19 protein-coding genes are annotated in these 24,759 nt (G+C 64.0%); 7 read left to right on the forward strand and 12 right to left on the reverse strand.

Annotation, left to right across the window (positions count from 1 at the left end; translation table 11 throughout):
- The first annotated feature begins 14 nt into the window (after positions 1-14).
- From BLS41_RS12100 to iolB, 4 genes are read left to right on the forward strand one after another with little or no spacing between them, the layout of a single operon-like run.
- On the forward strand, positions 15-2,054 hold the full coding sequence (locus BLS41_RS12100) for a bifunctional 5-dehydro-2-deoxygluconokinase/5-dehydro-2-deoxyphosphogluconate aldolase (RefSeq protein ID WP_074766490.1): 2,040 nt from the start codon (positions 15-17) through the stop codon (positions 2,052-2,054).
- Positions 2,051-4,033: a 3D-(3,5/4)-trihydroxycyclohexane-1,2-dione acylhydrolase (decyclizing) gene (iolD, locus tag BLS41_RS12105; RefSeq protein WP_074764759.1), complete on the forward strand. Its 1,983-nt coding sequence runs from the start codon at positions 2,051-2,053 to the stop codon at positions 4,031-4,033. The genes BLS41_RS12100 and iolD overlap by 4 nt, the downstream gene beginning before the upstream one ends.
- A gap of 10 nt (positions 4,034-4,043) precedes the next feature.
- The gene (gene iolE / locus BLS41_RS12110) at positions 4,044-4,982 is read left to right on the forward strand and encodes a myo-inosose-2 dehydratase (protein WP_074764762.1); all 939 of its coding nucleotides are present in this window, start codon (positions 4,044-4,046) and stop codon (positions 4,980-4,982) included.
- Entirely contained in the window at positions 4,979-5,779 is an 801-nt protein-coding gene (gene iolB / locus BLS41_RS12115; protein WP_074764764.1) for a 5-deoxy-glucuronate isomerase, read from the forward strand. Before iolE ends, iolB begins: the two co-directional genes overlap by 4 nt.
- A gap of 54 nt (positions 5,780-5,833) precedes the next feature.
- On the opposite strand, the gene BLS41_RS12120 is transcribed toward iolB, so the two are convergent.
- On the reverse strand, positions 5,834-8,026 hold the full coding sequence (locus tag BLS41_RS12120) for a hypothetical protein (RefSeq protein ID WP_143026291.1): 2,193 nt from the start codon (positions 8,024-8,026) through the stop codon (positions 5,834-5,836).
- A gap of 151 nt (positions 8,027-8,177) precedes the next feature.
- Between BLS41_RS12120 and BLS41_RS38370 the strand changes: the two genes are divergently transcribed.
- A complete protein-coding gene (locus BLS41_RS38370; RefSeq protein WP_143026255.1) occupies positions 8,178-8,531 on the forward strand; it encodes a hypothetical protein in 354 nt (117 codons plus the stop codon).
- A 49-nt stretch (positions 8,532-8,580) separates the two neighbouring features.
- Here BLS41_RS38370 and BLS41_RS12125 read toward each other — a convergent pair whose 3' ends face one another.
- The 8 genes from BLS41_RS12125 to BLS41_RS12160 all read right to left on the reverse strand — a co-directional run bounded on the left by BLS41_RS12125 (position 8,581) and on the right by BLS41_RS12160 (position 16,613).
- A complete protein-coding gene (locus tag BLS41_RS12125; RefSeq protein WP_074764766.1) occupies positions 8,581-9,294 on the reverse strand; it encodes an ABC transporter ATP-binding protein in 714 nt (237 codons plus the stop codon).
- Positions 9,291-10,094 (reverse strand): ABC transporter ATP-binding protein, encoded by an 804-nt coding sequence (locus tag BLS41_RS12130; protein ID WP_074764768.1) that lies wholly within the window; start codon positions 10,092-10,094, stop codon positions 9,291-9,293. The genes BLS41_RS12125 and BLS41_RS12130 overlap by 4 nt, the downstream gene beginning before the upstream one ends.
- On the reverse strand, positions 10,091-11,431 hold the full coding sequence (locus BLS41_RS12135) for a branched-chain amino acid ABC transporter permease (RefSeq protein ID WP_083379991.1): 1,341 nt from the start codon (positions 11,429-11,431) through the stop codon (positions 10,091-10,093). The genes BLS41_RS12130 and BLS41_RS12135 overlap by 4 nt, the downstream gene beginning before the upstream one ends.
- Positions 11,424-12,362 carry a branched-chain amino acid ABC transporter permease gene (locus BLS41_RS12140; protein ID WP_074764770.1) on the reverse strand — a complete coding sequence of 313 codons (939 nt, stop codon included), beginning with the start codon at positions 12,360-12,362 and terminating at the stop codon, positions 11,424-11,426. Before BLS41_RS12140 ends, BLS41_RS12135 begins: the two co-directional genes overlap by 8 nt.
- Before the next feature lie 4 nt (positions 12,363-12,366).
- Positions 12,367-12,816, reverse strand: a complete 450-nt coding sequence (locus BLS41_RS12145; protein WP_074764772.1) for an acyl-CoA thioesterase — start codon at positions 12,814-12,816, stop codon at positions 12,367-12,369.
- 202 nt (positions 12,817-13,018) lie between these two features.
- The gene (locus tag BLS41_RS12150) at positions 13,019-13,549 is read right to left on the reverse strand and encodes an NUDIX domain-containing protein (protein WP_074764774.1); all 531 of its coding nucleotides are present in this window, start codon (positions 13,547-13,549) and stop codon (positions 13,019-13,021) included.
- Between the two features lie 512 nt (positions 13,550-14,061).
- A complete protein-coding gene (locus tag BLS41_RS12155; protein ID WP_074764776.1) occupies positions 14,062-15,093 on the reverse strand; it encodes a threonine aldolase family protein in 1,032 nt (343 codons plus the stop codon).
- A 143-nt stretch (positions 15,094-15,236) separates the two neighbouring features.
- The gene (locus BLS41_RS12160) at positions 15,237-16,613 is read right to left on the reverse strand and encodes a YbfB/YjiJ family MFS transporter (RefSeq protein ID WP_074764778.1); all 1,377 of its coding nucleotides are present in this window, start codon (positions 16,611-16,613) and stop codon (positions 15,237-15,239) included.
- A gap of 139 nt (positions 16,614-16,752) precedes the next feature.
- On the opposite strand from BLS41_RS12160, the gene BLS41_RS12165 reads away from it, so the two are divergent.
- Complete coding sequence (locus BLS41_RS12165) at positions 16,753-17,691, forward strand: LysR family transcriptional regulator (RefSeq protein WP_074764780.1); 939 nt, start codon at positions 16,753-16,755, stop codon at positions 17,689-17,691.
- 206 nt (positions 17,692-17,897) lie between these two features.
- On the opposite strand, the gene alaS is transcribed toward BLS41_RS12165, so the two are convergent.
- Positions 17,898-20,522 (reverse strand): alanine--tRNA ligase, encoded by a 2,625-nt coding sequence (gene alaS / locus BLS41_RS12170; protein ID WP_074764782.1) that lies wholly within the window; start codon positions 20,520-20,522, stop codon positions 17,898-17,900.
- 374 nt (positions 20,523-20,896) lie between these two features.
- Here alaS and BLS41_RS12175 point away from each other — a divergent pair, with 374 nt between their 5' ends.
- On the forward strand, positions 20,897-22,117 hold the full coding sequence (locus tag BLS41_RS12175) for a CaiB/BaiF CoA transferase family protein (RefSeq protein WP_074764784.1): 1,221 nt from the start codon (positions 20,897-20,899) through the stop codon (positions 22,115-22,117).
- A 147-nt stretch (positions 22,118-22,264) separates the two neighbouring features.
- On the opposite strand, the gene BLS41_RS12180 is transcribed toward BLS41_RS12175, so the two are convergent.
- Both BLS41_RS12180 and ggt read right to left on the reverse strand, forming a co-directional pair.
- The gene (locus tag BLS41_RS12180; protein ID WP_074764786.1) at positions 22,265-22,825 is read right to left on the reverse strand and encodes an RBBP9/YdeN family alpha/beta hydrolase; all 561 of its coding nucleotides are present in this window, start codon (positions 22,823-22,825) and stop codon (positions 22,265-22,267) included.
- A 62-nt stretch (positions 22,826-22,887) separates the two neighbouring features.
- Entirely contained in the window at positions 22,888-24,642 is a 1,755-nt protein-coding gene (ggt, locus tag BLS41_RS12185; protein WP_074764788.1) for a gamma-glutamyltransferase, read from the reverse strand.
- Between the last annotated feature and the right edge of the window lie 117 nt (positions 24,643-24,759).

The raw sequence follows: 24,759 nt of genomic DNA on the forward strand, positions 1-24,759 counted from the left end.
ACTCAGGACTATTCATGGATCACTCCAGCACATCCAGCGGCGCCGCGACCGGTTCGACGTCCGCCAGCCGCTTCGCGCCGGGACGCAGCCGCGACGTCGTCTGCCTCGGCCGCCTTGCCGTCGATCTGTACGCGCAGCAGGTCGGCGCGCGGCTCGAAGACGTGTCGAGTTTCGCGAAGTATCTCGGCGGGTCGTCGGCGAATATTGCGTTCGGTTGCGCGCGACTCGGGCTTGCGTCGGCGATGCTCGCGCGCGTCGGCAACGATCATATGGGCCGCTTTCTCACCGAGACGCTCAGCAAGGAAGGTTGCGACGTCAGCCATGTACGTGTCGATCAGGAACGTCTGACTGCGCTAGTGCTGCTCGGCCTGAAAGACCGCGATACGTTCCCGCTGATCTTCTATCGCGAGAACTGCGCGGACATGGCCGTCGACGAAGCCGATTTCGACGAGGCGTACATTGCGTCGTCGAAAGCGCTACTGATTACCGGCACGCACTTCTCGACCGAGCAGGTGAATCGCACCAGCCGCCGCGCACTCGATTACGCGCGCCGCAACCAGGTGCGCACTGTGCTCGATATCGACTATAGACCGGTGCTGTGGGGCCTCACGGGCAAAGCGGATGGTGAGACCCGCTTTGTCGCGAGCGAAGGCGTGACGGCGCATTTGCAGCGCATTCTGCCGCTATTCGATCTGGTGATCGGCACCGAAGAGGAATTCCGTATTGCCGGCGGCAAGCCTGAACTCGTGGACGCGCTCGCCGCCGTGCGCGCCGTCACACCCGCCACGCTCGTGCTCAAGCGCGGGCCGCTGGGTTGCCAGATTATCGACGGCGAGGTGCCCGCCTCACTCGACGATGCGCCGATTCATGGCGGCGTCGAAGTCGAAGTGCTGAACGTGCTCGGCGCGGGCGATGCCTTCGCTTCAGGTTTTCTGTCCGGCTGGCTGCGCGATCAACCGCTCGAAGCGTGCGCGCGCGCCGCGAATGCGAGCGGCGCGCTGGTCGTGTCGCGTCACGGCTGCGCGCCCGCGATGCCGACCCCTGCCGAACTCGACTATTTCCTGCGCGAAGCGAAAACAGACCCTCCACGTATGAGGCGCCCGGATCGCGACGCCACGCTGGCCCGTCTGCATCGCGTTTCACCAGCACGCAAACAGTGGAGCGAAGTGCTGGGCTTCGCGTTCGATCATCGCAACCAGTTCTTCGAACTCGCACAGCAGACCGGCGCCGACGAAGCACGCATCGCGCGTCTGAAGGGGCTGTTCGTCGAAGCCGTGTCGCAGACCGAAAGCGCGCTGGAACTGCGCGGCAAGATCGGCGTGCTGATCGACGACCGTTATGGTCAGGATGCGTTGAATGCAGCAACCGGACGCGGCTGGTGGATCGGCCGTCCGGTTGAACTGCCTGGCTCCGTGCCGCTCGTGTTCGATCATGGACGCTCGATCGGCACGACGTTGATCGCGTGGCCGCAGGAGCATATCGCCAAGTGCCTCGTGCAATTCCATCCCGACGAACCGATCGAACAGCGGCTCGAACAGGAAGCGCAATTGCGCGCGCTTTACGACGCGACGCAGGCGAGCGGACACGAGTTGCTGCTCGAAGTCATTCCGCCGAAACATGCGCATTTGCCGCAGGCGCCTGACATCGTGTATCGCGCGTTGAAGCGGCTGTACAACATCGGCATCTATCCCGAGTGGTGGAAGCTCGAACCAATGGAAGCCGCGCAGTGGAAAGCGGTCGATGCGCTTATCGCCGAACGTGATCCGTATTGCCGGGGCGTGGTGCTGCTGGGTTTGTCGGCAGGCGTGGAGCAGTTGAACGAGGGCTTTCGCGCAGCGGCGCAATCGGCGACATGCCGTGGCTTTACCGTGGGGCGCACGATCTTTCACGAGGCGAGTCATGCGTGGCTTGCCAATGAAATCGACGACAACGAACTGATTGCTCGCGTGCGGCGCACGTTCGAAACGCTGATCGCGTCATGGCGTGCGACGCGTGGCGAGAACGCCGCGCAGACTGGCGCAACGAGTCATGTTCATCAGGAGCAGGCGGCATGAACGAGCACGTAATGCACCATGAGCATCACGAAACGGCATCCGCCAACGACGCGAGCGACACTCTTGCGACCGCCAGCGGCACCGTCCGCCTGAACACGGCGCAGGCGCTCGTGCGCTACCTCGCCGCCCAACGCGTGACCACCGAAAACGGCAAAGGCACCGAGCCGCTATTCGGCGGCGTGTTCGCCATCTTCGGACACGGCAACGTCGCGGGCATGGGTGAAGCGCTGTATCAGCATCGCGACGAACTGCCCACGCTGCGCGCCCACAACGAACAGGCGATGGCGCACAGCGCGATTGCGTACGCAAAGGCGCATTTCCGCCGACGCATGATGGCGGTGACCACGTCGATCGGACCCGGCGCGACCAACCTGCTGACCGCAGCCGCGCTCGCGCATGTGAACCGTTTGCCGGTATTGCTGCTGCCCGGCGATATTTTCGTATCGCGCGCGCCGGATCCGGTGTTGCAGCAAGTCGAGGATTTCAACGACGGCGGCGTATCCGCGAACGATGCGTTCAAGCCGGTATCGCGCTACTTCGACCGCATCGTGCATCCCGCGCAATTGCTGAGTGCGCTGCCGCGCGCGTTGCGCATTCTCACCGATGCCGCGATGTGCGGCCCGGTCACGCTCGCGTTACCGCAAGACGTGCAGGCGCAGGCGTACGATTTTCCCGTCGACTTCTTTGCGCCGCGCGTCGTCCGCTTTCATGCGCCCGCGCCGCGTGCCGACGATATCGACGCTGCGTTCGCGCGTTTGCGTCGCGCGAAGCGGCCGCTGATCGTTGCGGGCGGCGGCGTTCTCTATGGCCGTGCAACCGATGCACTGCATCGCTTCGCGACCTCGCATGGCGTGCCGGTCGCCGAGACGCAGGCAGGCAAAGGTTCGCTCGCATGGAACGACCCGTTGAACGCGGGCGCGCTGGGCGTCACGGGCTCTCCTGCCGCGAATGCGCTCGCAAGCGAAGCCGATTGCGTGCTCGCCATCGGCACGCGCTTGCAGGACTTCACCACCGGCTCGAATACGCTGTTCACGCAGGCCGATGTGATCGCGATCAATGCAAACGCGTTCGATGGCCTCAAGCATCGCGCGCTAGTCGTCGAAGCGGATGCGCGGCTCGCGCTCGACGCGCTCGCCGATCCGCTGCAAGGATGGCATGCCGAGCGCACGTGGACCGCGCGCGCGCAGAAACTCGCGGCCGGTTGGCGCGATACGGTGAGCACGCTCACGCACGCGCCGCAGCGCGATGCCGTGCTGCCGTACGAAGGCGATGTAATCGGCGCAATACAGCGTTCGAGCGCCCGCTCCACGACCGACGACATCGTCGTGTGTGCGGCGGGTACGTTGCCCGCCGAATTGCACAAGCTCTGGCGAGCGGGAAAACCGGGCGCGTATCACGTCGAATACGGCTATTCGTGCATGGGCTACGAGATCGCGGGCGGACTCGGCGCGAAGCTCGCGCGACCTTTGCGTGAAGTCATCGTGATGCTCGGCGACGGCAGCTATCTGATGATGAACAGCGAAATCGCGACCTCGGTGATGCTCGGCGCGAAGCTGATTGTCGTGGTGCTCGACAATCGCGGTTACGGTTGCATCAACCGTTTGCAGCAGGCTTGCGGCGGTGCGCCGTTCAACAATCTGCTGGACGACTGCATGCAGGGTCCGCTCGGCGCACCGAAGATCGACTTCGCCGCGCACGCGCGAGCGTTGGGCGCTCAAGCCGAGCACGTCGAAAATATCGCCGGACTCGAAGCCGCGATGCAACGCGCGCGCGCGGCGGATCGCACCTACGTGATCAGCATCGACATCGATCCCGCCCGCACCACCGACGACGGCGGCTGGTGGTGGGAAGTCGCCGTGCCCGAAGTGTCGTCGCGCGATACGGTGCGCAAGGCCCGCGCGAAGTACGACGCGCAAATCGCGACGCGCGCCGACCCGGCCGCCTTGAACGACAGCGCCAATCCCACCGATCATGAATGAGGACGCTCGCATGACTGCTTTCGACGTACGTATCGGCATCAATCCGTTATCGTGGATGAACGACGACCTGCCCTCGCTCGGTGGCGAAACACCGCTCGATGTCGCGTTGACGGAAGGCCGCAAGATTGGCTATCAGGGCTTCGAACTCGGCAACAAATTTCCGCGCGAACCGCAGGCATTGAAGACACTGCTCGCGCAATACGATCTCGCGCTCGTGTCCGGCTGGTATTCGGGACGTCTCGCACGGCGCAGCGTCGAAGAGGAAATCGCGGAGGTCGGGCCGCATCTCGAACTGCTCGCGCAGAACGGCGCGACCGCGATGGTGTACGGCGAGGTTGCAGATTCGATTCAGGGTGCACCGCAGCCGCTTTATCAACGGCCGCGTTTTTTTAGCGACGCGCAGTGGGCCGCCTACGCTGCACGTGTCGACGAATTCGCGCGCTATACGTTGAGCCGCGGAGTGCGGCTTGCTTACCACCATCACATGGGCGCGTATGTGGAAACGCCCGCCGATGTCGATCAGTTGATGGCTCGCACGAGCGATGCCGTCGGCCTGCTGTTCGACGCCGGACATATCACGTTTGCCGGGGGCGATCCGCTGGCCGTGCTCGACAAACATATCGCACGGGTTTGTCACGTGCATTGCAAGGACGTGCGTTCTGCCGTGATGAAGCTCGCGCGTAACCGCAACTGGAGTTTTCTCGACGCGGTGATCGCAGGTGCATTCACGGTGCCGGGCGACGGCGCGGTGAATTTCCCCGCGATCATCGAGCGGCTCAAGCGGCATGGTTATCGCGGCTGGCTGGTGGTCGAAGCGGAACAGGACCCGGTCGTCGCGCCATCGTATGAATATGCGCAGAAGGGCTTCACGACTTTGCGGACTCTCGTCGATGCACCGCTCGGCGCAGCAGACGCCGACACAGACACTACGCGTCAGGAGGCAGCATGAGTTTATTGGTGAAGGCACAGCGCGAAGGCCAGACGATCGCGCGAGTCACGCCGCAATCGGCGTGCTGGCGATATGTGGGATTCGCCGCGTACCGGTTGGGGACCAGCGAAGTGGTGCACGTGCTCGATGCGTCGCGCGAAGTGTGCATTGTCGTGCTCACGGGCGCAGTGGATATCGAAACGCCCGACACGAAATGGACCTCGCTCGGTTCGCGCGACAGCGTGTTCGAAGACGCCGCGCCTTACGCAGTGTATTTTCCGCCGAACGTGCCGGTTACAGTGCGCGCGTGTCGCGACGCGGAGATTGGTGTCGCGAGTGCGCCCGCCAAAGGCGAGTTTCCGGCGAGGCTGATCGAACCCGCTTCAATGAAACGCTCGACTCGCGGCAAAGGCCTGAATACGCGATACGTATGCGATATTCTCCCGCAGACCGAACCTGCCGAATCGCTGCTGGTGGTCGAAGTCAGAACACCGGGCGGACATGCTTCGAGTTATCCGCCGCACAAGCACGACACCGACAATGTCCCGCACGAGAGTTCGCTCGAAGAAACCTATTATCACCGGCTCGATCCGCCGCAAGGGTTTGCGTTTCAGCGCGTGTACACCGATCTGCGCGATATCGACGAATCAATGGCCGTGGAAAATCACGACGTGGTGATGGTGCCGCGCGGCTATCATCCGGTAGTCGTTCCGTATGGGTACGACTCGTATTATCTGAACGTGATGGCCGGTGGCCAGCGGATCTGGCATTTCCATAACGACCCCGCGCATGAGTGGATCATTAATAAGGATGCTTGACAGTTTCTTTGAGCGCGGCGCATTCGGACAATCGAATGCGCCGCACAACGCGCCCTACTTCCTCGCGGCCAGATCCACATTCAGGCCACCATCGATACCCATTCTCACCGTCCCTTTAGACACGTCGCGACGATAGCCGTACAGGTCGAACTTCATCACGCCAGGATTCGAACTGTCCTTGATATAGGTGCGCGTATTCGTGACCAGCGAGTTGAACATCTTCACATCGCCCGATTCGATCCACACGAAACTCTTGCCTGCATTGGCAGGCGGCCGCGCGGCAGGAATCGCGGGATCACGCCTGAACTTCAGTACCAGTCCTTCGTCGGTCACGGTCGCGCTTGCGAGGCGGCCCTGCAACACCGGCGGCGGGAAAACCGTGTACTGATCGAATACCAACTCGTTGCCCTTCAGCGCCACGCCCTTGCGCGTGAACGGCGTCAGCGAGGCCAGCGGAATATCGAGCGCACGCAGCAGACCGGCCTGCGGCACGCCGAGCACTTTCACCGATGTCGGTTCATACACGAGATGGCGCTCGTCCGCTGCGACGATCGTGCCGCTCATCGTGGTCGGCAACCAGACGCCGGGGAAGTGATTCCACAACTTGATGCCGCCCGTCACTTCGAGCTTTCCGTCAACCGGTTTCAATTGCAGATCGTTCAGCGAGCGCGGCTCGTAATCCAGCAGATAGTCGTTGAACAGCGCCGCCATTGCGGGCCACGGCTCCACTACCTCGCCACCGATAATACGGATATCGAACTGATCGGGATCATCGAAATCGACCGGCTGACCGGCGTGCTTCGGTACCATCTGCGCATCCAGTGAACGCACGTGAAAGCCGATACGTCCCGCTACGTAGAAGTCCACGTTCTCGACGTGAATCAGCGGTGCAGTGCCGGACGAATGACGCTCGTCGGCGAGGACGGAACCTGGCGTGGCGGCGTTCTGCCCGGAAAACGCGGCGCGTGTGCCGACCGGAATCGCGTGCGCGACCGAGGCCGTGCGCAAAGTCTGCGGAACGTGTTGCCAGACGAGGCGCGCCTGCGCAAGCGCGGCCTGCTGCTCGCGGATAAAGCTGTCGTTATAGCGCGCGTTCGCACTGCCGGTTTGCGACTGTGCGTCTTTCTCTTTCGCGCCATTCGCTCCCGCGATCGCGCTGGCTAGCGTCGGATACGACGGCAGATGCACATCGAGCGCACCCGCTTCGTCGAACGTGAAATAACCGGCCGCCATCTGATCGCGATAGTGATATAGGTCCAAGACGAACGGCGCGTGGTTGTCGATCGGCGTCAGCGCCATGTCGATATTCATCGGCATCGAGCGCATGAATTTGACGTCGCCGCCCTGCACCAGCATGCCGCGTGCAGGCATCGTCGCGGGCCAGTCGATCTTCGATACCGTGTGGTCGTCGAGCGTGAAGCGCACGCCCGCCGCGCTCGTGTCGATCTTCGCGATGCTCATGCGCAACGCGGGCGGCGGCGTGAGTTTGGCAACCTGCATCACCACGTCGTCGCCGTCGAGACGCGCAATTGGTGTATCCACTTTCAGCAGGTCGGCCATTTTCACGTGCGCGGCCTGCATCAGTTTGTCCGCGCCGACACCGGCCACCTCGACATGATCGGCGTGGAACACGAGTTCGTCGGCATTGCGCATCGACAGCGAACCGGCCAGCACGATCGGCACCCACGTTTCGCGATGCATCTCTCCGGTGATGCGCAGCGTGCCGCCATCCTGCGGCACGACCCGCATGTTGCGCAGCGGCGAGCCCTGATACTGGAACAGATAGCGATCGAAAATCGCGGTGAGCTTCGCGCTGTCGAGCGTGACCTCGCCCCGGTGAACGTTGATCGTCACACTGGTCGGATCATCGAATACGATCGGCTGGCCAGGGCGCGCGGGCGTCAGCGTCGCGGCCATGTCGTGGATCATGAAGCCGATGTCGCCGGTCACGCGAAAATCGACATCGCGCGCGAACATCAACGAACCGTCGATGCCGGAATCGCGCAACGTCAGTGGACGGTCGCGCTTTTCGCTCATGCCGCTCGCGGACGGCACGCGCGCGGCGACGCTTTGTTCGGCGGCGAGTTGCCGGGCTTTGGCGAGTTCCAGCGCGGGCCGTTGTGACGACACAGAGCCGTGCGTGGTGTTGTCGGCCTGGCTTGCCGCTTTGGCCGACGTTCCCGGCGAGCCGGATGGTGCCGGCGCGGTGTCCGCCGTGGTCGAACTCGCGTCGGCGCACGCGGACATCAGAAGCGCGGCGGTCAGCAGCGCCGCGCCGATGCCAAACCGTGAACGCCAGTCATCACGCGCACATGCTGCATCGCCATTCGAATGACGCGGATACAACCCGGCCACCTGACGATCCAATGCCCTTCCGCCCAACCTCGCCGATCTTTTCATGATGTCTCCTCCTGAAGCCGCGACGCGTCTTCGCGCGCCAGACACGGCAGGGTTCGTCACGCAGACGGCGGCTCGAAACACCACGCCGCGAGTGCGCGCCTTTGGACTGATTGTCTTTATTTGTCCGCTCGCTGCCGACAAGATTTCTGGAGGGCGCTCACCAAACGATCAAGCGTTTGAATCGTTTGGCGAGGTGGCCGGCGAGCCGCATGGATCAAGGTTGAGCGGTGAATCGGGAAAGGAGATTCAAACGGCAATCAACGCGCGTTTGAGAGGCGGCACAGCGCATGAAGTGCAAAGTGAGCGGGAAAAATGCGAAAAAACCTGCGGGCAGAGGCAACCGTGCGGCTAATCGCCCGTATGCGGCAACGCGATAAATGCGCATCGCAACGTAGCCGATATCAGCCGACGCCGAGCCATTCGTCGATCACGTCGCCACGTGCGCGCAACGACGCCAGTTCGCCTTCGTACACGATCTGCCCGTGCCCCATCACGGCGACGCGGCCGGCAATCTGCTGCGCGATCACGAGACGCTGCTCGATCAGAAGAATCGCGCCGCCGCGATCGCGCAGCATCCGCAGACAACCGGCGACCTGCTCCATCACCTGACTCGCAAGACCCTCGCCGGGTTCGTCGATCACCAGCAGATCGGGATCGCCGACCAGCGCCCGCGCGAGCGTCAGCATCTGCTGTTCGCCACCTGACAGCGCACCGGCGCGCGTGCGCTTGCGCTCAGCGAGGACGGGGAAAAGCGCATAGGCGTCATCGATCGTGAAGCGCGGAACGCGCCCACGCGATCGCGGCGCGATTCCGAGTTGCAGATTTTCGTGGACGCTCAGCGCCGGGAACACATCGCGATGTTCGGGCACGTAACCCAGTCCGAGGCGTGCGATCTCGAAGGTGCGCAGTCCCGCCAGCGAATGTCCCGCGAAACGCAATTCGCCGTCGCTGCGCACGAGGCCCATGATCGCGCGCGCGAGTGTCGAGCGGCCGGAGCCGTTGCGCCCGACCAGCGCCAGCACTTCGCCAGGCCCGATCTGCAACGTGACGCCGTGCAGGACCTGGCTCGCGCCATACCACGCGTTCAGTTCGCGGATGTCGAGCAAGGCGGTCATGCGCCGCGTCCTTTGTGGGATTTGTCAAAGCCGTTGCCGTTGCCGTTGCCACTGCCGAAACCTTCACCGAGATACGCGGCCCGCACCGCAGCATCCGCGCGAATCGCCGCCGGTGTCCCGGTCGCGATGACGCGCCCCTGCACCAGCACCGAAATGCGATCAGCTATCGAGAAAACCGCGTCCATGTCGTGTTCGACCATCAGCAGCGTGCGCCCCGCCGTCGTCTCGCGGATCAGCTCGATCGCATGCGCCGCTTCCGCGCGATTCATGCCGGCGGTCGGTTCATCCAGCAACAACGTGTGCGCGCCGCCCGCGAGCGCAATGCCGAGGTCGAGCGCGCGCTGCCCCGCATAGCTGAGCGTGCCCGCGAGAACATGGCGGCGTGCGCCCAGGCCCACGGCGTCGAGCACCTGTTCGGCTCGTGCGTCGACCGTGCGCGAGCCGCTGAAGCGCTGCCACCATCGCAAGCGCCCGCGCTCGGCCAGCATCGCCGCGCAGCGCAGATTGTCGAACACGCTCAGACGCGCGAACACGCTGGTGCTCTGGAAGCTGCGCGCGAGGCCGCGGCGGGTGATCGCTGCCGGTGGCAGGCGCGTGATTTCTGCGCCGAACAGATGGATGCGCCCGGCGTTGGGACGCGCGCCGCCCGCGATCAGGTTGAAGATCGTCGACTTGCCCGCGCCGTTCGGACCGATCAACGCGTGGCGCTCGCCGGGTTCGATCGCGAGGTCGACGCCGCGCAGAATCTGCGTGGAGCCATAGCGTTTTTCGATGCCGTATAGCGCGAGAGCCGGGATCATTGTGCGGCTCCGGTTTGCGCCGTAGGACTTACGAGCCCGACGCGATTCACCAGCCGCGCGTGTGCACGAACGGCGTAACGCGCGAACACCGCGCCCAAGCCCGCCAGCACGAACAGCACAGCGCACAGCGAGACCGGCGACGCGGCCAATGCCGACGGCACGCCCGGCACGCCGGAATTAGCGCCATCGTCCGCGCCGAATTGCACCGCGTACGCCCACTGCACCGCAAGCACGACGAACGCGATCCACAGCAGCGCCGCGCCCGCACTCCACAGATAAGCCGCGCGGCATTTGCCCCAGCCGAGGTTTGCCAGCCGCGCCGAGTGCCGCTGGACAAAGCCCGCCAGGCCGTCCGGGGACGCGACCACGACCACCACGAAGAACAGCCCGAGGTAGAACAGCCACGCGCGCGTCACGCTCGCCACCGCGACGCTGAAAAACGTCAGCACGATCGCGCCCGCCACGGGTCCAAAAAACGCGCCGGCCCCGCCGATCACCGTCGCGATCAGCACCGAACCCGAGCGCATCATGCTGACGCTTTCCGTCGATACCAGTTCAAGGTTGATCAGCCCCAGCGTCCCCGCGACGCCCGCGAAAAACGCCGACAGCACCACCACGCCAAAACGCACACGCTTCGGATAGCAGCCGATCGCCGCCGCGCGCGTCGGGTTGTCGCGCACAGCATTCGCAAGACGCATGAACGGCGTGCGCGACAGACCGAACAGCGCCGCACTCGCCAGCAGACACCAGAGCGCGATGAGCGCATAAGCTTCGCGCGCCGGACCGAAGCTCCAGGGCCCGGACCATGGCCCACTCGCGCGATCGATCGCGACGCCCGCTTCGCCGCCGAACCAGTCGGGCAGCGCCCACGAAGCCGCCACCACGAGTTCGCCGAGACCGAGCGTGATCATCGCGAAGGCGGTGCCTGCGCGGCGCGTCGTGATAAAGCCGAACAGCACGCCGCACAGCGCGCCGCCGATGCCGCCGATCAACGGCAGCAGCGCGAGCGGCACGCCGATCCGGTTGAACACCTGCGCGGCGACCAACGCCCCGAGTCCCGAATACATCGCGTGACCGAACGACAGCAAGCCGGTTTCGCCGAGCAGCAGGTTGTACGAGAGCGCGAACACGATCATCGTCGCGCTCTGGGCGAGGTACGCGAGCAACCAGCTTTGCGGCCAGATGAACGGCGGCACGACGAGGAAGACGACGAGCGCGAGCCATGGAGTGAGCGCGCGCGCGATCGAGACTGGTGCCGGAGCTTGTGGTCCGGTTGCATCAGACCTGGACCGGGCAGATACCTCTGGCGAGCCGGACGCGTGGCTGCTCTTACGCATGCTCATCCCGCCTTCCGAACAGGCCACGCGGACGCAGCGCCAGCATTCCGACCAGCAGCAGATACGGAATCAGCGGCGCGACCTGCGCGAGCGTCAGCGCGTCCCACTCCGGCGGCGCCGATGCGCCAATCGCCGATAGCACGTCACCCAGTGACACGTCGCTCGCCACTGCCAGCGTCTGCACGCAGCCGACCAGCAACGACGCCGCCAGCGCTCCGCCAAGCGAACCCAATCCGCCGATCACGACCACGACGAACACGATCGAGCCGAGCGATTCCGCCATCGACGGTTCGATCACGAACAGCGGCGCGCCGATCACGCCGGCGAGCGCGGCGAGCGCCGTGCCGGCTGCGAATACGCCGGTGAATACACGCGGCACGTTATGGCCGAGCGCTTCGACGGCGCTCGCATGCGTGAGCGCGGCACGCACGATCAGGCCCGCTCGCGACACACGCAACACCGCGTACAACACCGCCAGCATCGCCAGCGACACCGCCATCATGAACGCGCGGTAACGCGAGAAAGCCGCGCCGTACAACGTGAACAGTGGACCGTCGAGCACGGACGGCACTGTCGCGGACAGCGGGTTCAAGCCCCAGCCGAGCTTCACCAGTTCGCCTAACAGATAAGCCGCGCCGAACGTGAGCAGCAATTCAGGCAGATGACCGTGCACGCGTACGCGCCGCAACAGCCAGCGCTCCAGCGCGGCGCCGATCAGGCCGACAAGCAGCGGCGCGAGCACCAGCGCGCTCCAGAATCCTGCGTGCGCCGCGACCGAGAAGCCGACATACGCGCCGAGCATGTAGAAGCTCGCGTGCGCGAAATTCAGCACGCCGAGCATGCTGAAAATCAGCGTGAGCCCCGCCGACAGCATGAACAGCAACAGCCCGTAGCTGACGCCGTTCAGCAGATTGATGACGAACGACTGCACGCGCCTATTCCGTCCACATATCGACGGCGAGCGGTTGCAGCGCCGCACGCAGATCGTCCGGCAGATTCACGGGACGCCGCGTCGCGCGGTCGACGTACACGTGCACGAAGTGTCCTTGCGCAGCGGGTTGAGCGTCGCCCTCCCGGAACAGCCCGACCTCGTAACGCACGCTCGTCGTGCCGAGCCGCACCACCCGCAAACCTGCTTCAATGCGGTCGGGAAACACGAGCGGCGCGAAGTAGTTGCAATGCGTCTCGACGACGAGCCCGATCGTCGCGCCGTGCTCGAAATCGAGCACGCCCGCGCGGACCAGATACTCGTTCACCACGGTGTCGAAATAGCTGTAGTAGACGACGTTGTTCACGTGACCGTACACGTCGTTGTCCATCCAGCGAGTGGTGATGGGGAGGAAATGCGGGTAGGCGCTACGCTCGGCGGGGGCGGGTTTGCTCATCGTGGCGTGATGTTCTGGTCGGGTTGAGGTGCGTGGATATCGTGACTGCAGGAATGGCTGCCGACGGTTCCGGTCGAGGGAGTTGCCGGGTGTTTGATTGGCTTCGGCTTCGGCTTCGGCTTTGGCGTTCTACCGATCGTAGCGACGTGTTCGCGTTTTCGAAAAACAACGGCCACATCGCATCGACGCCATGTCAGTCCGCTTACTGGCCCGGCTTCTCCACGAACTCGAACGGCAAGCCGCGCCGACGCATCCATTCACCGAGCGCCTGACCGGTGCCCGCGCGCCACGGCCGCAATCTGGCCGGTTCGACGAGCCGGTATTCGAGCAATTCCGGCGACAGCGCAATCGTGCCGTTCGCCTTCACGTGATACGCGATGATGAGTTCGTTCTTGCGCATGAACTCATACACGCCGACCAACTCGACCGATTCCGCGTGCAGCGACGTCTCTTCGAGCACTTCGCGCGCGATGCCCTGCTCCGGCGTCTCGCCGTTTTCGAGGAAGCCGGTGATCAGCGCGAACATACCTTCGGGCCACGCGGCATTGCGCGCCAGCAGAATCTTGCCTTCATATTCGACGATTGCCGCCACTACCGGCAGCGGATTGTCCCAGTGGACGTAGCCGCACGTGGTATCGGGACAGCTCTGGCGAACCCGCCCGCCTTCGTGCTCGGGATCGGCGCGTTGGGTCAACGGCGTGGCGCAACGTGGACAAAATCGGTATTCGGTCATGTCGTGAGGACGTCTCTTTTATCTTGTGTTTGAGGGTGTGTCTGGTGATCGGGATTGCGGTTGATACTGAGGTAGCGAGAGCGTGGGAGGCGAGGTCCAGCGGGTGCGGGTGTGGCTCATGCGCTCGGCGTCCTGAGTCAACTTTGTGCTGCGATAAAACGGCGAAGCCGCGAAGCACGCGGTTTGGGCTAGGGGCTTTGGCGCTTGCTGGCTGCTTGCCCGCGTTGCCCTCGCTGCTTTGCTGCTTGCCGCTTGCCGCTTGCTGCTTGCTGCTTGCTGCTTGCTGCTTGCTGCCTGCTGCCTGCTGCCTGCTGCCTGCTGCCTGCCGCTTGCCCGCTCTGCTACTTGCGGCTCACCGCTTGCCCGCTTTGCTGCTTACCGCTCACCGCATGCCCGCGTCGCCGCTCGCCGCTTTGCTGCCTGCCACCTATCGCTTGTTGCCCGCCGCTTTGCCGCCCCACTCAACCGCCACGTCACTAACTCATCGCATCACCGCACGCCCCGAAGCGGCATCAAGCTGCGCACAATTCGCGTACGTCGGCCGCAAAGCGCTCGACCGTCTCCGGTTGCGTGTCCCACGCGCACATCAGCCGGCAACCGCCCGCGCCGATGAACTCGTAGAACTTCCAGCCCCGCGCGCGCATCGCTCTTGCGGCTGGCGCGGGCAATTGCGCAAAGACCGCGTTCGATTCGCGCGGAAACATAATGCTGACGCCGGGAATTTCCTGCAACCGCGTCTGCAACAGTTCGGCCATCGCATTCGCGTGACGCGCGTTGCGCAGCCATACGTCGTTGTCGAGCAGACCCAGCCAAGGCGCCGAAATGAAGCGCATTTTCGACGCCAGTTGACCGGCCTGCTTCAGACGGTACGCGAAATCGTCGGCGAGCGAGCGGTCGAAAAACACCACCGCCTCGCCGACCGGCAAGCCGTTCTTGGTACCGCCGAAGCACAACACGTCGACGCCCGCGCGCCACGTGATCTCCGACGGATGCACGTCCAGCGCCGCCACCGCATTCGCGAACCGCGCGCCGTCCATGTGCACTTTCAGATGACGCCGCTTCGCGATCGCCGCAATCGCCCGCACTTCCTCGACGCTGTAGATCGTGCCGACTTCCGTCGATTGCGTCAGCGTGACGACTTTGGGCTTCGGGTAATGGATATCGGCGCGGCGCGTGACGACCGCCTCGATCGCGTCCGGTGTGAGTTTTCCGCCGATGCCCGGCGCCGTCAGCAACTTCGAGCCGCCGGAGAAAAATTCGGGACCGCCGCATTCATCGGTTTCGATGTGGGCGAGTTCGTGGCAGATCACCGAGTGATACGACTGACACAGCGACGCAAGCGCCAGCGAGTTCGCGGCCGTGCCGTTGAACACGAAGAACACTTCGCAATCGGTCTGGAACAGGTCGCGCAGACGGTCGCACACCTGGTTGGTCCACGAGTCGTCGCCGTAGGCCGGTTCGTGGCCGCTGTTATTGGCGGCGATCAGCGCCTGGAGCGCCTCGGGACAGATGCCGGCGTAGTTGTCGGACGCGAAATGTTGCATGGCGGGCGGCGCGTCGCGAGGCGGACGCGCGGTGGTGACGGGAAGCGGTCATTTTAGTGCGGCTGAGGGGATTTGGGGTTCGGGGCGGCTCCCGAACCGTCCGCCCGCGAAACCTGCCGGCGACCGCTAACAGTCAGCAACCTTCAACTGCACCCGCAATCCGGCATTCGTCCCCGGCCATTGCTTCGCGGCGTTATTACCACCGCGACCAAACCCGCAGCCCCCACCACCAGCGCCCCCGCCGCGAGCCACAGCGCCGGCGAAAACGACCCCGTATGTTCGGCGATCGGCGCGGCAACCAGCGGCCCCACGATCTGACCAACGCCATAGGCCGCTGTCGCATAACCCATCAAGCCGGCAGCATCGTCGCCCCGCAGACGCCTTGCCTCGCGCATCGCGAACAACGTGATCGCGGTAAAAGGCAGACCGATCAGCATGCTGCCGATCGAAAAGCCGGCCGCCGTCGGCCAGATGATCCCCGATGCGATGCCGCACGCTTGCAGCACATAGCAGCCGGCGAGAAGGGTCCGGTTGTCCCAGTGCGCAGGCAGCCGCGCCGCCAGCAATGCGCCCGCTACCAGCGCCGCGCCGAACATCGGCCAGAACAGATCGGGCCACGCGGACCCAGGCAGCGCGTGGCGCGCGATCACCGGCAGAAAGGTCGCGGTGATGATGTAGCCAAAGCCAGGAATGCCGTAGAGCAGCACGAGCCAGAACGCGTCGATGCGATGGGTGGTGGGATTTTTAGCGTGGCTGGGCGTGTGAACGCGGCTGCTCGAGGACGCACCCGCCGCAGGTTGATTGCTCAGACGCGCCCTTTCGGTGAGCTTGTGCACCCCGCCTCCGCTCCCCGGCGCTGCAGCGTTTCCACCGTTCGCGCGGGCATCCGCGGCTGCTTGCCTGACACCAGCCGCATCGCTGAAAACCGGCCAGACCAGAATCGACAGAACCAGCGCGATCAGCCCGAAGCCGATCCATCCGGCCGTCGCGCCATAACCGCCTGCGACACTCACCAGCAACCCCGTCCCGACGATACCCACGCCCGGCCCGGTATAAATCACGCCGCCCCACCCATGCGCGCCGAGTTCGGCGAGCCGCCGCAAACCCCACTGGGACGCGAACACGAAGGTCCACGCGCTGGCCGCACCGGCGACGAAACGCACCACCGCCCAGACCCAGAACTGGCTGGTGAGGCCCATTGCCAGCGTCAGCAGAACCGTCGCGAGCAGCCCGGCGCGCACCATCCGGGCGGGCGAAATCCGCAACGCCGCGCATCCGACCGCGCCGACAAAATAGCCCGCATAGTTGAACGAAGCGAGCCAGCCGCCGTGCTGGATGTCGAGTTGCCGCTGACCGGGGGCCGCGCCGTGGAGCATCAGCGGCAACAGCGGCGTGAACGCGAAACGCCCGATACCGAGGGCGACGGCCAGCGTCACCATGCAAGCAAGCGCCGCGCGACGGGCGGCATGACGATCGGCGAAAGTGTCGCGTAGGGGAGAAGCAAGATCGTTCGTGAGCATGGCGAATAAGGGCCGGGATGGGATGGGCCCGTCGAGTTGATGCTGGTTAATGAGAACAGAGGGTTCATCTCATATTAGCTTGACCAGACGATCACGAAAAATGAATAATTAGGATACCAACCATCGCCAGGAGAGAACTATGGATCTGGCCGCCCTGACCATCTTTCGCGCCGTCGTGCGGGAAAACGGCGTGACGCGCGCCGCCGCGAAGCTCAATCGCGTGCAATCGAATGTCACGACGCGTATCAAACAGCTCGAGGAGCAACTCGGCACCGACCTGTTTATCCGCGACGGGCGGCGGCTCGTGCTGACCCCGGCCGGCGAAACGCTGCTGCCTTACGCCGAACGTCTACTCGCACTCGCCGATGAGGCGCGTCATGCGATCCGCGAAGATCGTCCGAGCGGACGCCTGCGTCTGGGGACGATGGAAAGTGTCGCCGCCACCCGTCTGCCCACTTTGCTCGCGCGTTATCACCAGCAGTGGCCCGCCGTCGCGCTGGAGCTTGAAACCGGCACGACCGGCAAACTGATCGAGCGGGTACGCGAATTCGAAGTGGATGCCGCGTTGCTGGCCACGCCACTCGATCCGGCCGCGCTCGGCGACCTGTTCGAGAGCGTGCCCGTGTTCAAGGAGGAACTGGTGATGCTCACGCCGCGCGGGCATCGGCCAATTCGCGAGGTGCGCGACGTCGCGCTGACCACGCTGATCGCGTTCGAACAGGGCTGCGCGTATCGAACTTATATCGAGAAGTGGTACATGGAACACGGCGTGCGGCCGGCACGGGTGCTGGAACTGGGCTCATATCACGCGATCGTCGCGTGTGTGGCTGCGGGCGCGGGAGTCGCGGTGGCGCCGCGCTCGGTGCTGAATCTGCAAACCGATTCGAGCAACATCACGGTTCACGAATTGCCCGATATCGGAACGATCGAGACCTTGCTGGTCTGGCGACGTGGACATTTTTCTTCCGCGCTCAACGCGTTGAAGAAGACGCTGCTGGCACCCGAGGATGCAGGAAAGCTGTATAGCGCGGAGATTGCCGCAGATGTGGGCAGCGCGGCGAACACGGACGTTGTTTGATCCGATCCGCTGAGGGAAAAACGTGGTTGGCTAAGGCCTGCGAATTTGACGCTGCGGGTCGCTACTCAGTTCGACAGTGCAAAAAACTAAGGCCACGTGCCGCGCCGATCCTTCCAGCGCGCCACGTGGCCTTATCAGACTTGATCGGAGGTGACTGGGCCGTGCGGGTCCGGTCAACTTCGAATCAGCGCTGAATCAAACGCAAATCAAAGCTGACCTTCAACCCAAGCTTTAACGCCCGCCAATGCCGCAGGAAGGTTGGCCGGCTCGGTGCCGCCAGCCTGAGCCATGTCCGGACGACCACCGCCCTTACCGCCCACCTGCTGCGCCACGAAGTTGACCAGCTCGCCAGCCTTAACCTTCTTGCTCGCGTCCGCAGTCACACCGGCGATCAGGCTTACCTTGCCACCGTCGACTGCAGCCAGCACGATGGCCGCGCTCTTCAGCTTGTCCTTCAGCTTGTCGACCGTTTCGCGCAACGTCTTGACGTCTGCACCTTCCAGCGTGGCCGCCAGCACATGCACGCCGCCGACTTCGACTGCCTGACCGGCCAGTTCGTCGCCTTGGCTCGAAGCCATCTTCGACTTCAGCGCGCTCAGTTCCTTTTCCAGCGCCTTCACCTGATCCTGCACCTGGCTGATGCGCTGCGTCAGTTCCGACGGTTGCGCCTTCAGCACGGCCGCAGCCGCATTGATGCGCGCGTCGAGGTCCTGCACGAAACGCACGGCGTTGTCGCCCGTAATCGCTTCCACGCGACGAATACCCGCCGCCACGCCGCCCTCCATCACGATCTTGAACAGACCGATGTCGCCGGTGCGATGCACGTGCGTACCGCCGCACAATTCACGAGAGAAACCGAGGTCGAGCACGCGCACTTCGTCGCCGTACTTTTCGCCGAACAGCGCCATCGCGCCGCCCTTCACCGCTTCGTCGAACGGCATCACGCGCACGATGCCCGGCGCGTTCGCCAGCACTTCGGCGTTGACGATTTCTTCGACGCGACGGATCTGCTCGTCCGTCATCGGCGAGTTGTGTGCGAAGTCGAAACGGGTCTTGTCTGCGTCGACCAGCGAACCCTTCTGCTGCACATGGCTGCCGAGCACTTCGCGTAGCGCCTTGTGCATCAGGTGCGTGGCCGAGTGATTGCGTTGCGTGCGAGCGCGGCGCACCGCGTCGATTTCCGCCTTGACCACGTCGCCAACCTTCAGCGTGCCCTGCTCGACCGTGCCGTGATGACCGACCACGTCGGCCTGCACTTTCAGCGTATCGGCCACCGCGAAGCGAACGCTCGCGTTCGCCAGCACGCCCTGGTCACCGACCTGGCCGCCCGATTCCGCGTAGAACGGCGTGTGGTCGAGCACGACGACAGCCTGCTGGCCGTCGCGCGCTTCCTGCACCGACACCCCGTCTACATACAACGCGATCACTTTCGCGTCGTCGAAGATGACTTCTTCGTAGCCGTGGAACGTAGTCTTCGCGCCCGAGTATTCGAGGCCCTGCGCGATCTTGAACTTGCCCGCCGCGCGAGCCTGTTCGCGCTGACGCGCCATGGCTTCGTCGAACGCCGCTTCGTCGACCGTCACTTCGCGCTCGCGGCACACATCTGCCGTCAGATCCAGCGGGAAGCCGTACGTGTCGTGCAGCTTGAACGCGAGTTCGCCGTCGAGCGTCTTGCCGCCCTTTGCGTCGAGATCGGTCAGTGCCGATTCGAGGATCGACATGCCGTGCTCGATGGTCTCGAAGAAGCGCTCTTCTTCCTGACGCAGCACGTCGGTAACGCGTTGTTCGGCTTCCTTCAGTTCTGGATACGCCGCGCCCATCTGCTCGACGAGGTCGGGCACCATGCGATGGAAGAACGAACCTTTCTTGCCGAGCTTGTAGCCATGACGGATGGCGCGGCGCACGATCCGGCGCAGCACGTAGCCACGACCTTCATTGCCCGGAATCACGCCGTCGACGATCAGGAACGAGCACGCGCGGATGTGGTCGGCGATAACCTTCAGCGAGTTGTTCGTCAGGTCGGTGGTGGCTGTTTCGCGAGCCGCGGCCTTGATGAGCGACTGGAACAGGTCGATCTCGTAGTTGCTGTGCACGTGCTGCAGCACGGCCGCAAGACGCTCGAGACCCATGCCGGTGTCGACGCTCTGCTTGGGCAACTTCGTCATGTTGCCTTGCGGGTCGCGATTGAACTGCATGAACACGAGATTCCAGATCTCGATGAAGCGGTCGCCGTCTTCTTCCGGCGATCCCGGCGGGCCGCCCCAGATTTCCGGACCGTGGTCGTAGAACACTTCGGAACACGGACCGCACGGGCCGGTGTCGCCCATGGTCCAGAAGTTATCGGATGCGTAACGCGCACCCTTGTTGTCGCCGATGCGGATGATCCGCTCTTTCGGCACGCCGATTTCGTTTTCCCAGATGGCGAACGCTTCGTCGTCTTCCTGATAGACCGTGACCGTCAGCTTGTCAGCCGGCAGTTGGTAGACCTTGGTCAGCAATTCCCAGCAGTAGTGGATCGCGTCGCGCTTGAAGTAGTCGCCGAACGAGAAGTTGCCCAGCATTTCGAAGAACGTGTGGTGACGCGCGGTGTAGCCGACGTTTTCCAGGTCGTTGTGCTTGCCGCCCGCGCGCACGCTGCGCTGCGCGGTGGTGGCACGCGAATACGGGCGCGATTCCGCGCCGAGGAACACATCTTTGAACTGCACCATTCCCGAATTGGTGAAGAGCAGCGTCGGGTCGTTGCCGGGCACAAGGCTCGACGAGCGAACGATCGTATGGCCCTTCGATTCGAAGAACTTGAGGAATTTCTCGCGGATTTCAGCGGCTTTCATAGCGGGCGGGGGACGGGTTTGCCAGTTCCCTGGCTGTTACCGGCGGCATCGTGGGATGCGCCAACTGTTTGTTTCTTAAACGACTGATTATACGGGATCGGCGAGCGTGCGCGGCAGCGCCCCGCCGCGCTAGCCGTTCGGCCAGGTTTGCCTAGGGTTCGCGTGAGGTTGCGTCGTCCTGGGTTTCAGAAAAGGTCGGCAAAACGCGGACAGACTGAGCCTGGTCTGAGCGAGTAGTTACGCGTTTGCGGTTTTCCTGAATCGTCCTATGACGTTTGGCTGACTGCGCCCGCACGCTGTAATCGCTTAAGATTGCCTCCATCGACGGCGCCCCGCGCGCCGCCTGGACTACATAGGAAGGAGACATCAAACGAATGGGCGCTCTCAGTCATATCCGCGTGCTGGATCTCACACGCGTGCTCGCCGGACCGTGGTGCGCGCAGACACTCGCCGATTTCGGCGCCGACGTGATCAAGATCGAACGTCCCGAAGTGGGCGACGACACCCGTCACTGGGGCCCTCCGTATCTCAAGACGCCCGAAGGCGCGGACACCCGCGAGGCCGCGTACTACCTCGCGGCAAACCGCAACAAGCGCTCGGTCACCGTGGACATCGCGTCGCCCGAGGGCCAGCGGATCATCCGCGAACTGGTTGCGCAGAGTGACGTAGTGCTGGAAAACTACAAGGTCGGTCAACTGAAGAAGTACGGGCTCGATTACGCGTCGCTGAAAGAGGTGAAGCCCGATCTGATTTACTGCTCGGTCACGGGTTTCGGGCAAACCGGTCCGTATGCGCAGCGCGCCGGCTACGACTTCATCGTGCAAGGCATTGGCGGCTTCATGAGCATTACCGGCGAACGTGACGGCCAGCCGGGCGGCGGTCCGCAGAAAGCCGGCGTTGCGATTGCGGACCTGATGACCGGCATGTACTCGACCGTCGCCGTGTTGACCGCCCTCACGCATCGCGATCGCACGGGCGAGGGGCAATACATCGACATGGCGCTGCTCGACGTGCAGGTGGCGATGCTCGCGAACATGAATTCGAACTACCTGGCGAGCGGGCAGCCGCCGGTGCGCTGGGGCAACGCGCATCCGAACATCGTGCCCTACCAGACCTTCCAGACGAGCGACGGCTGGATCATCGTCGCGGTCGGCAACGACGGGCAGTTCCGCAAGTTCGTCGAAGCGGGCGGACAACCCGAACTTGCCGATGACGAGCGTTTCGCGACCAATCCGTCGCGGGTGCGTCACCGCGACATCCTCGTGCCGATTCTCGCCGACATGGTTATCCGCCAGGGCAAGCAGGAATGGATCGCCGCGCTTGAAGCGGCGGGCGTGCCGTGCGGGCCGATCAACGATCTCGGTGAGGTATTCGAGAACGAGCAGGTGGTGGCGCGCGGGTTGAGAGTCGATCTGCCGCATCCGTCGGGCGGCACGGTCAAACTGGTGCGCAATCCGATCAATATGACGGGGACGCCGCCCGAAGCGGTGAGCCATCCGCCGATGCTCGGCGAGCACACCGAAAGCATTCTGCGCGACGTGCTCGGCTATGACGACGAGCGGATCAAGGCGCTGCGGGGGCAGTCGGTTATTTGAGGGTGAGTTTGGGGCAGTGGTGGTTTGAGGCAGTGACGCCGTGTTGACAGACAGAGGCGACAATGACCGCTCTGCTCCGTGCCCGGCTCGCCACTACGCCCGTATTCACGCGAGCGAGCCACCACGCGCCCGCCAATCAACCCGATGTCAAAGTGACCCGCCCAAAGAGTCCAGCCAGCCCCGCCCTTCGCTCCAGTCGCCCAAACCGCTATCGGCATTGATATGGCCACGCGCGCCGACGCCAACCCATCGGCTGCCCCATTCATTCGCACAATCCTGCGAAAACGGTACGCCGCCGTAGGGATCGTCGCTACTCGCCACGACAATGCCAGGAAACGGCAACGGCAAAAGCGGCACTGGCGCGAACCCGCTGGCGTCTCGCGGAAAATGAGCCCCGGCGGGATCGGGCACGGCGACCAGCAACGCGCCGGCCACCTTCGCGAGTTGCGCCGCGCTCGCGTATCGGGTGGCCCAGAAAGCCGCCGTCAGACACCCGAGGCTATGGGCAGCGAGCACCACCGGCGAATCGGATGCGGCCACTGCGAAATCGAGCGTGCGGCACCACGCGTCGCGCACGGGATGATCCCAGTCCGGCATCTGCACACGCGTAAATGCCGGATCGAGTGATTCCCAGCGCGTTTGCCAGTGACCCTCACCGGAATTCTGATACCCCGGCAGCACGAGTACCTTCAGTTTTTCCCCGTTCATCGCATTTCCCGTTGCTGGTTTTTTAGGTCGTTGATTTGTCGACATCCACCACAGCGCGTGCGTTATCGGATCACGCGCGCCACGCCGACGCCACGCGGATCTGCGACCGGCTCCGGCGTCGTTCCGTCGATGCGGATCATCTGCACATCGCCATTGAACGACTGCGCTTCGACCGTGTAGCCCAGCGCCTTCAACTGATCGCCCAGCTCGGTCGGAACCGGACGATACGGCTCGAAGTAAATCGTCTTCTGCGGCAGCAGTTGATGATGAAAACGCATCGCCGCAACCGCATCGGCGGGCGCCATGTTGAAGTCGTACAGATTGGTCATCACCTGAAAAATCGACGTCAGGATACGCGAGCCGCCCGGCGTGCCGATCACTAGCGCCACCTTGTTGTCCTTCAGCATGAGCGTCGGCGTCATCGACGACAGTGGGCGGCGTCCCGCCGCGACCGTATTGAGATCATCGCTGCTCGCGCCGGCCGTTTTGTCGCTGCCCGGTTTTGTGACGAAATCGTCCATCGCGTCGTTCAGCAGGAACCCCGCGCTATCGACCACCACGCCCGAACCGAAATCGCCGTTCAGCGTGTAAGTGTTCGAGACGGCATTGCCCCACTTGTCGACCACGGAGAAATGCGTGGTTTGGGTCTTTTCCGGCAGCGCATCGCCGAGACCCGGCTTGACCGGCGCGGCGCCCGGCACTTCGTCGGGCTTCACTTCGTCGGCGCGTGGCGCGAGATAGGCGTCGTCGGTGAGCTTGTCGACGGGAATTTTGTACGAATCGGGATCGCCGAGGTATTGCTGCCGGTCGGCAAACACGCGGTCCTCGATCTGGGCGATCAGGTGAATGTACGGCGCGGAGTTCAATTCGAGGCCGTCGAATGCCTGCTTCAGATCTGCCCGCATCTTCAGCATCTGGATCAGTCCGACGCCGCCCGAACTCGGCGGCGGCGCGGTGATCACCCGATAGCCGTTCCAGTCGGCGGAAAGCGGTTGGCGCCACACTGCCTTGTACTGAATCAGGTCCTGCTTCGTGACGAGGCCGTGGCCGTACATCTGCTGCGCGATCAGGTCGGCGGTACGGCCTTCGTAGAACTCACGGCCACCGTCGCCGGCAATCCGCGACAGCGTCTGCGCGAGTTCCGGCTGACGGAAAGTTGCACCGGTCTTGAGATTCGAGAAATACGCGTCGAAATTGGTTTTACCCGTGAAATTCTTCGCCGCCGCGTCGCGCCGCTGCTGCAGCCATGGCTCGACCGGAAAGCCGTCGGTGGCGTAATGGATCGCGGGCGCCAGCACCTGCTTCCACTTCAGCTTGCCAAAGCGCTGCTGCGCCTGCCACATTCCGTCAACCGTCCCCGGCACGCCTACCGCGCGGGCGCCGACCACGCTCATGCCCGGCAGCAGGTTGCCCTTGTCGTCGACGTACATGTCGCGGGTCGCCTGTTGCGGCGCCCGCTCGCGGTAATCGAGAAAGTACGGTTTGCCGTCCATGAACAAGGTCATGAACCCGCCCCCGCCGATATTCCCCGCGTCCGGCCGCGTCACGGCGAGCGTGAAGGCGATGGCGACGGCGGCATCCACCGCGTTGCCGCCGGCGGCGAAGATCTGCTGCGCGGTGTCGGCGCTGTAGCGATCCGGCGCGGCCACCGCCGATGCGTCGAACACGGGCTTCGGCGGCGCCGTTTTCGCTAGCGCCGTACCCGGCGCGACAACGCTGCCGGTGAACGCGACGAACAGCGCCGAAGCCATCGCGATGCGGGCGAGAGAAAGAGAAGCGAAAGACGCGCGACGCGCGCCGTGGGTCGGTAAAGACATCCGAGAAACTCCGGCAACTAAGGGCGCCATGGTGCACGAGCAGCGGCGGTTCGTGCAAGGCAGCAATGGGCGGTAAGGGCGATACGGCCTGCGCTGCGTGGACGGCTGCGACGGATG

This window comes from Paraburkholderia fungorum (genome assembly GCF_900099835.1).
Classification (GTDB): Bacteria; Pseudomonadota; Gammaproteobacteria; order Burkholderiales; family Burkholderiaceae; genus Paraburkholderia; species Paraburkholderia fungorum_A.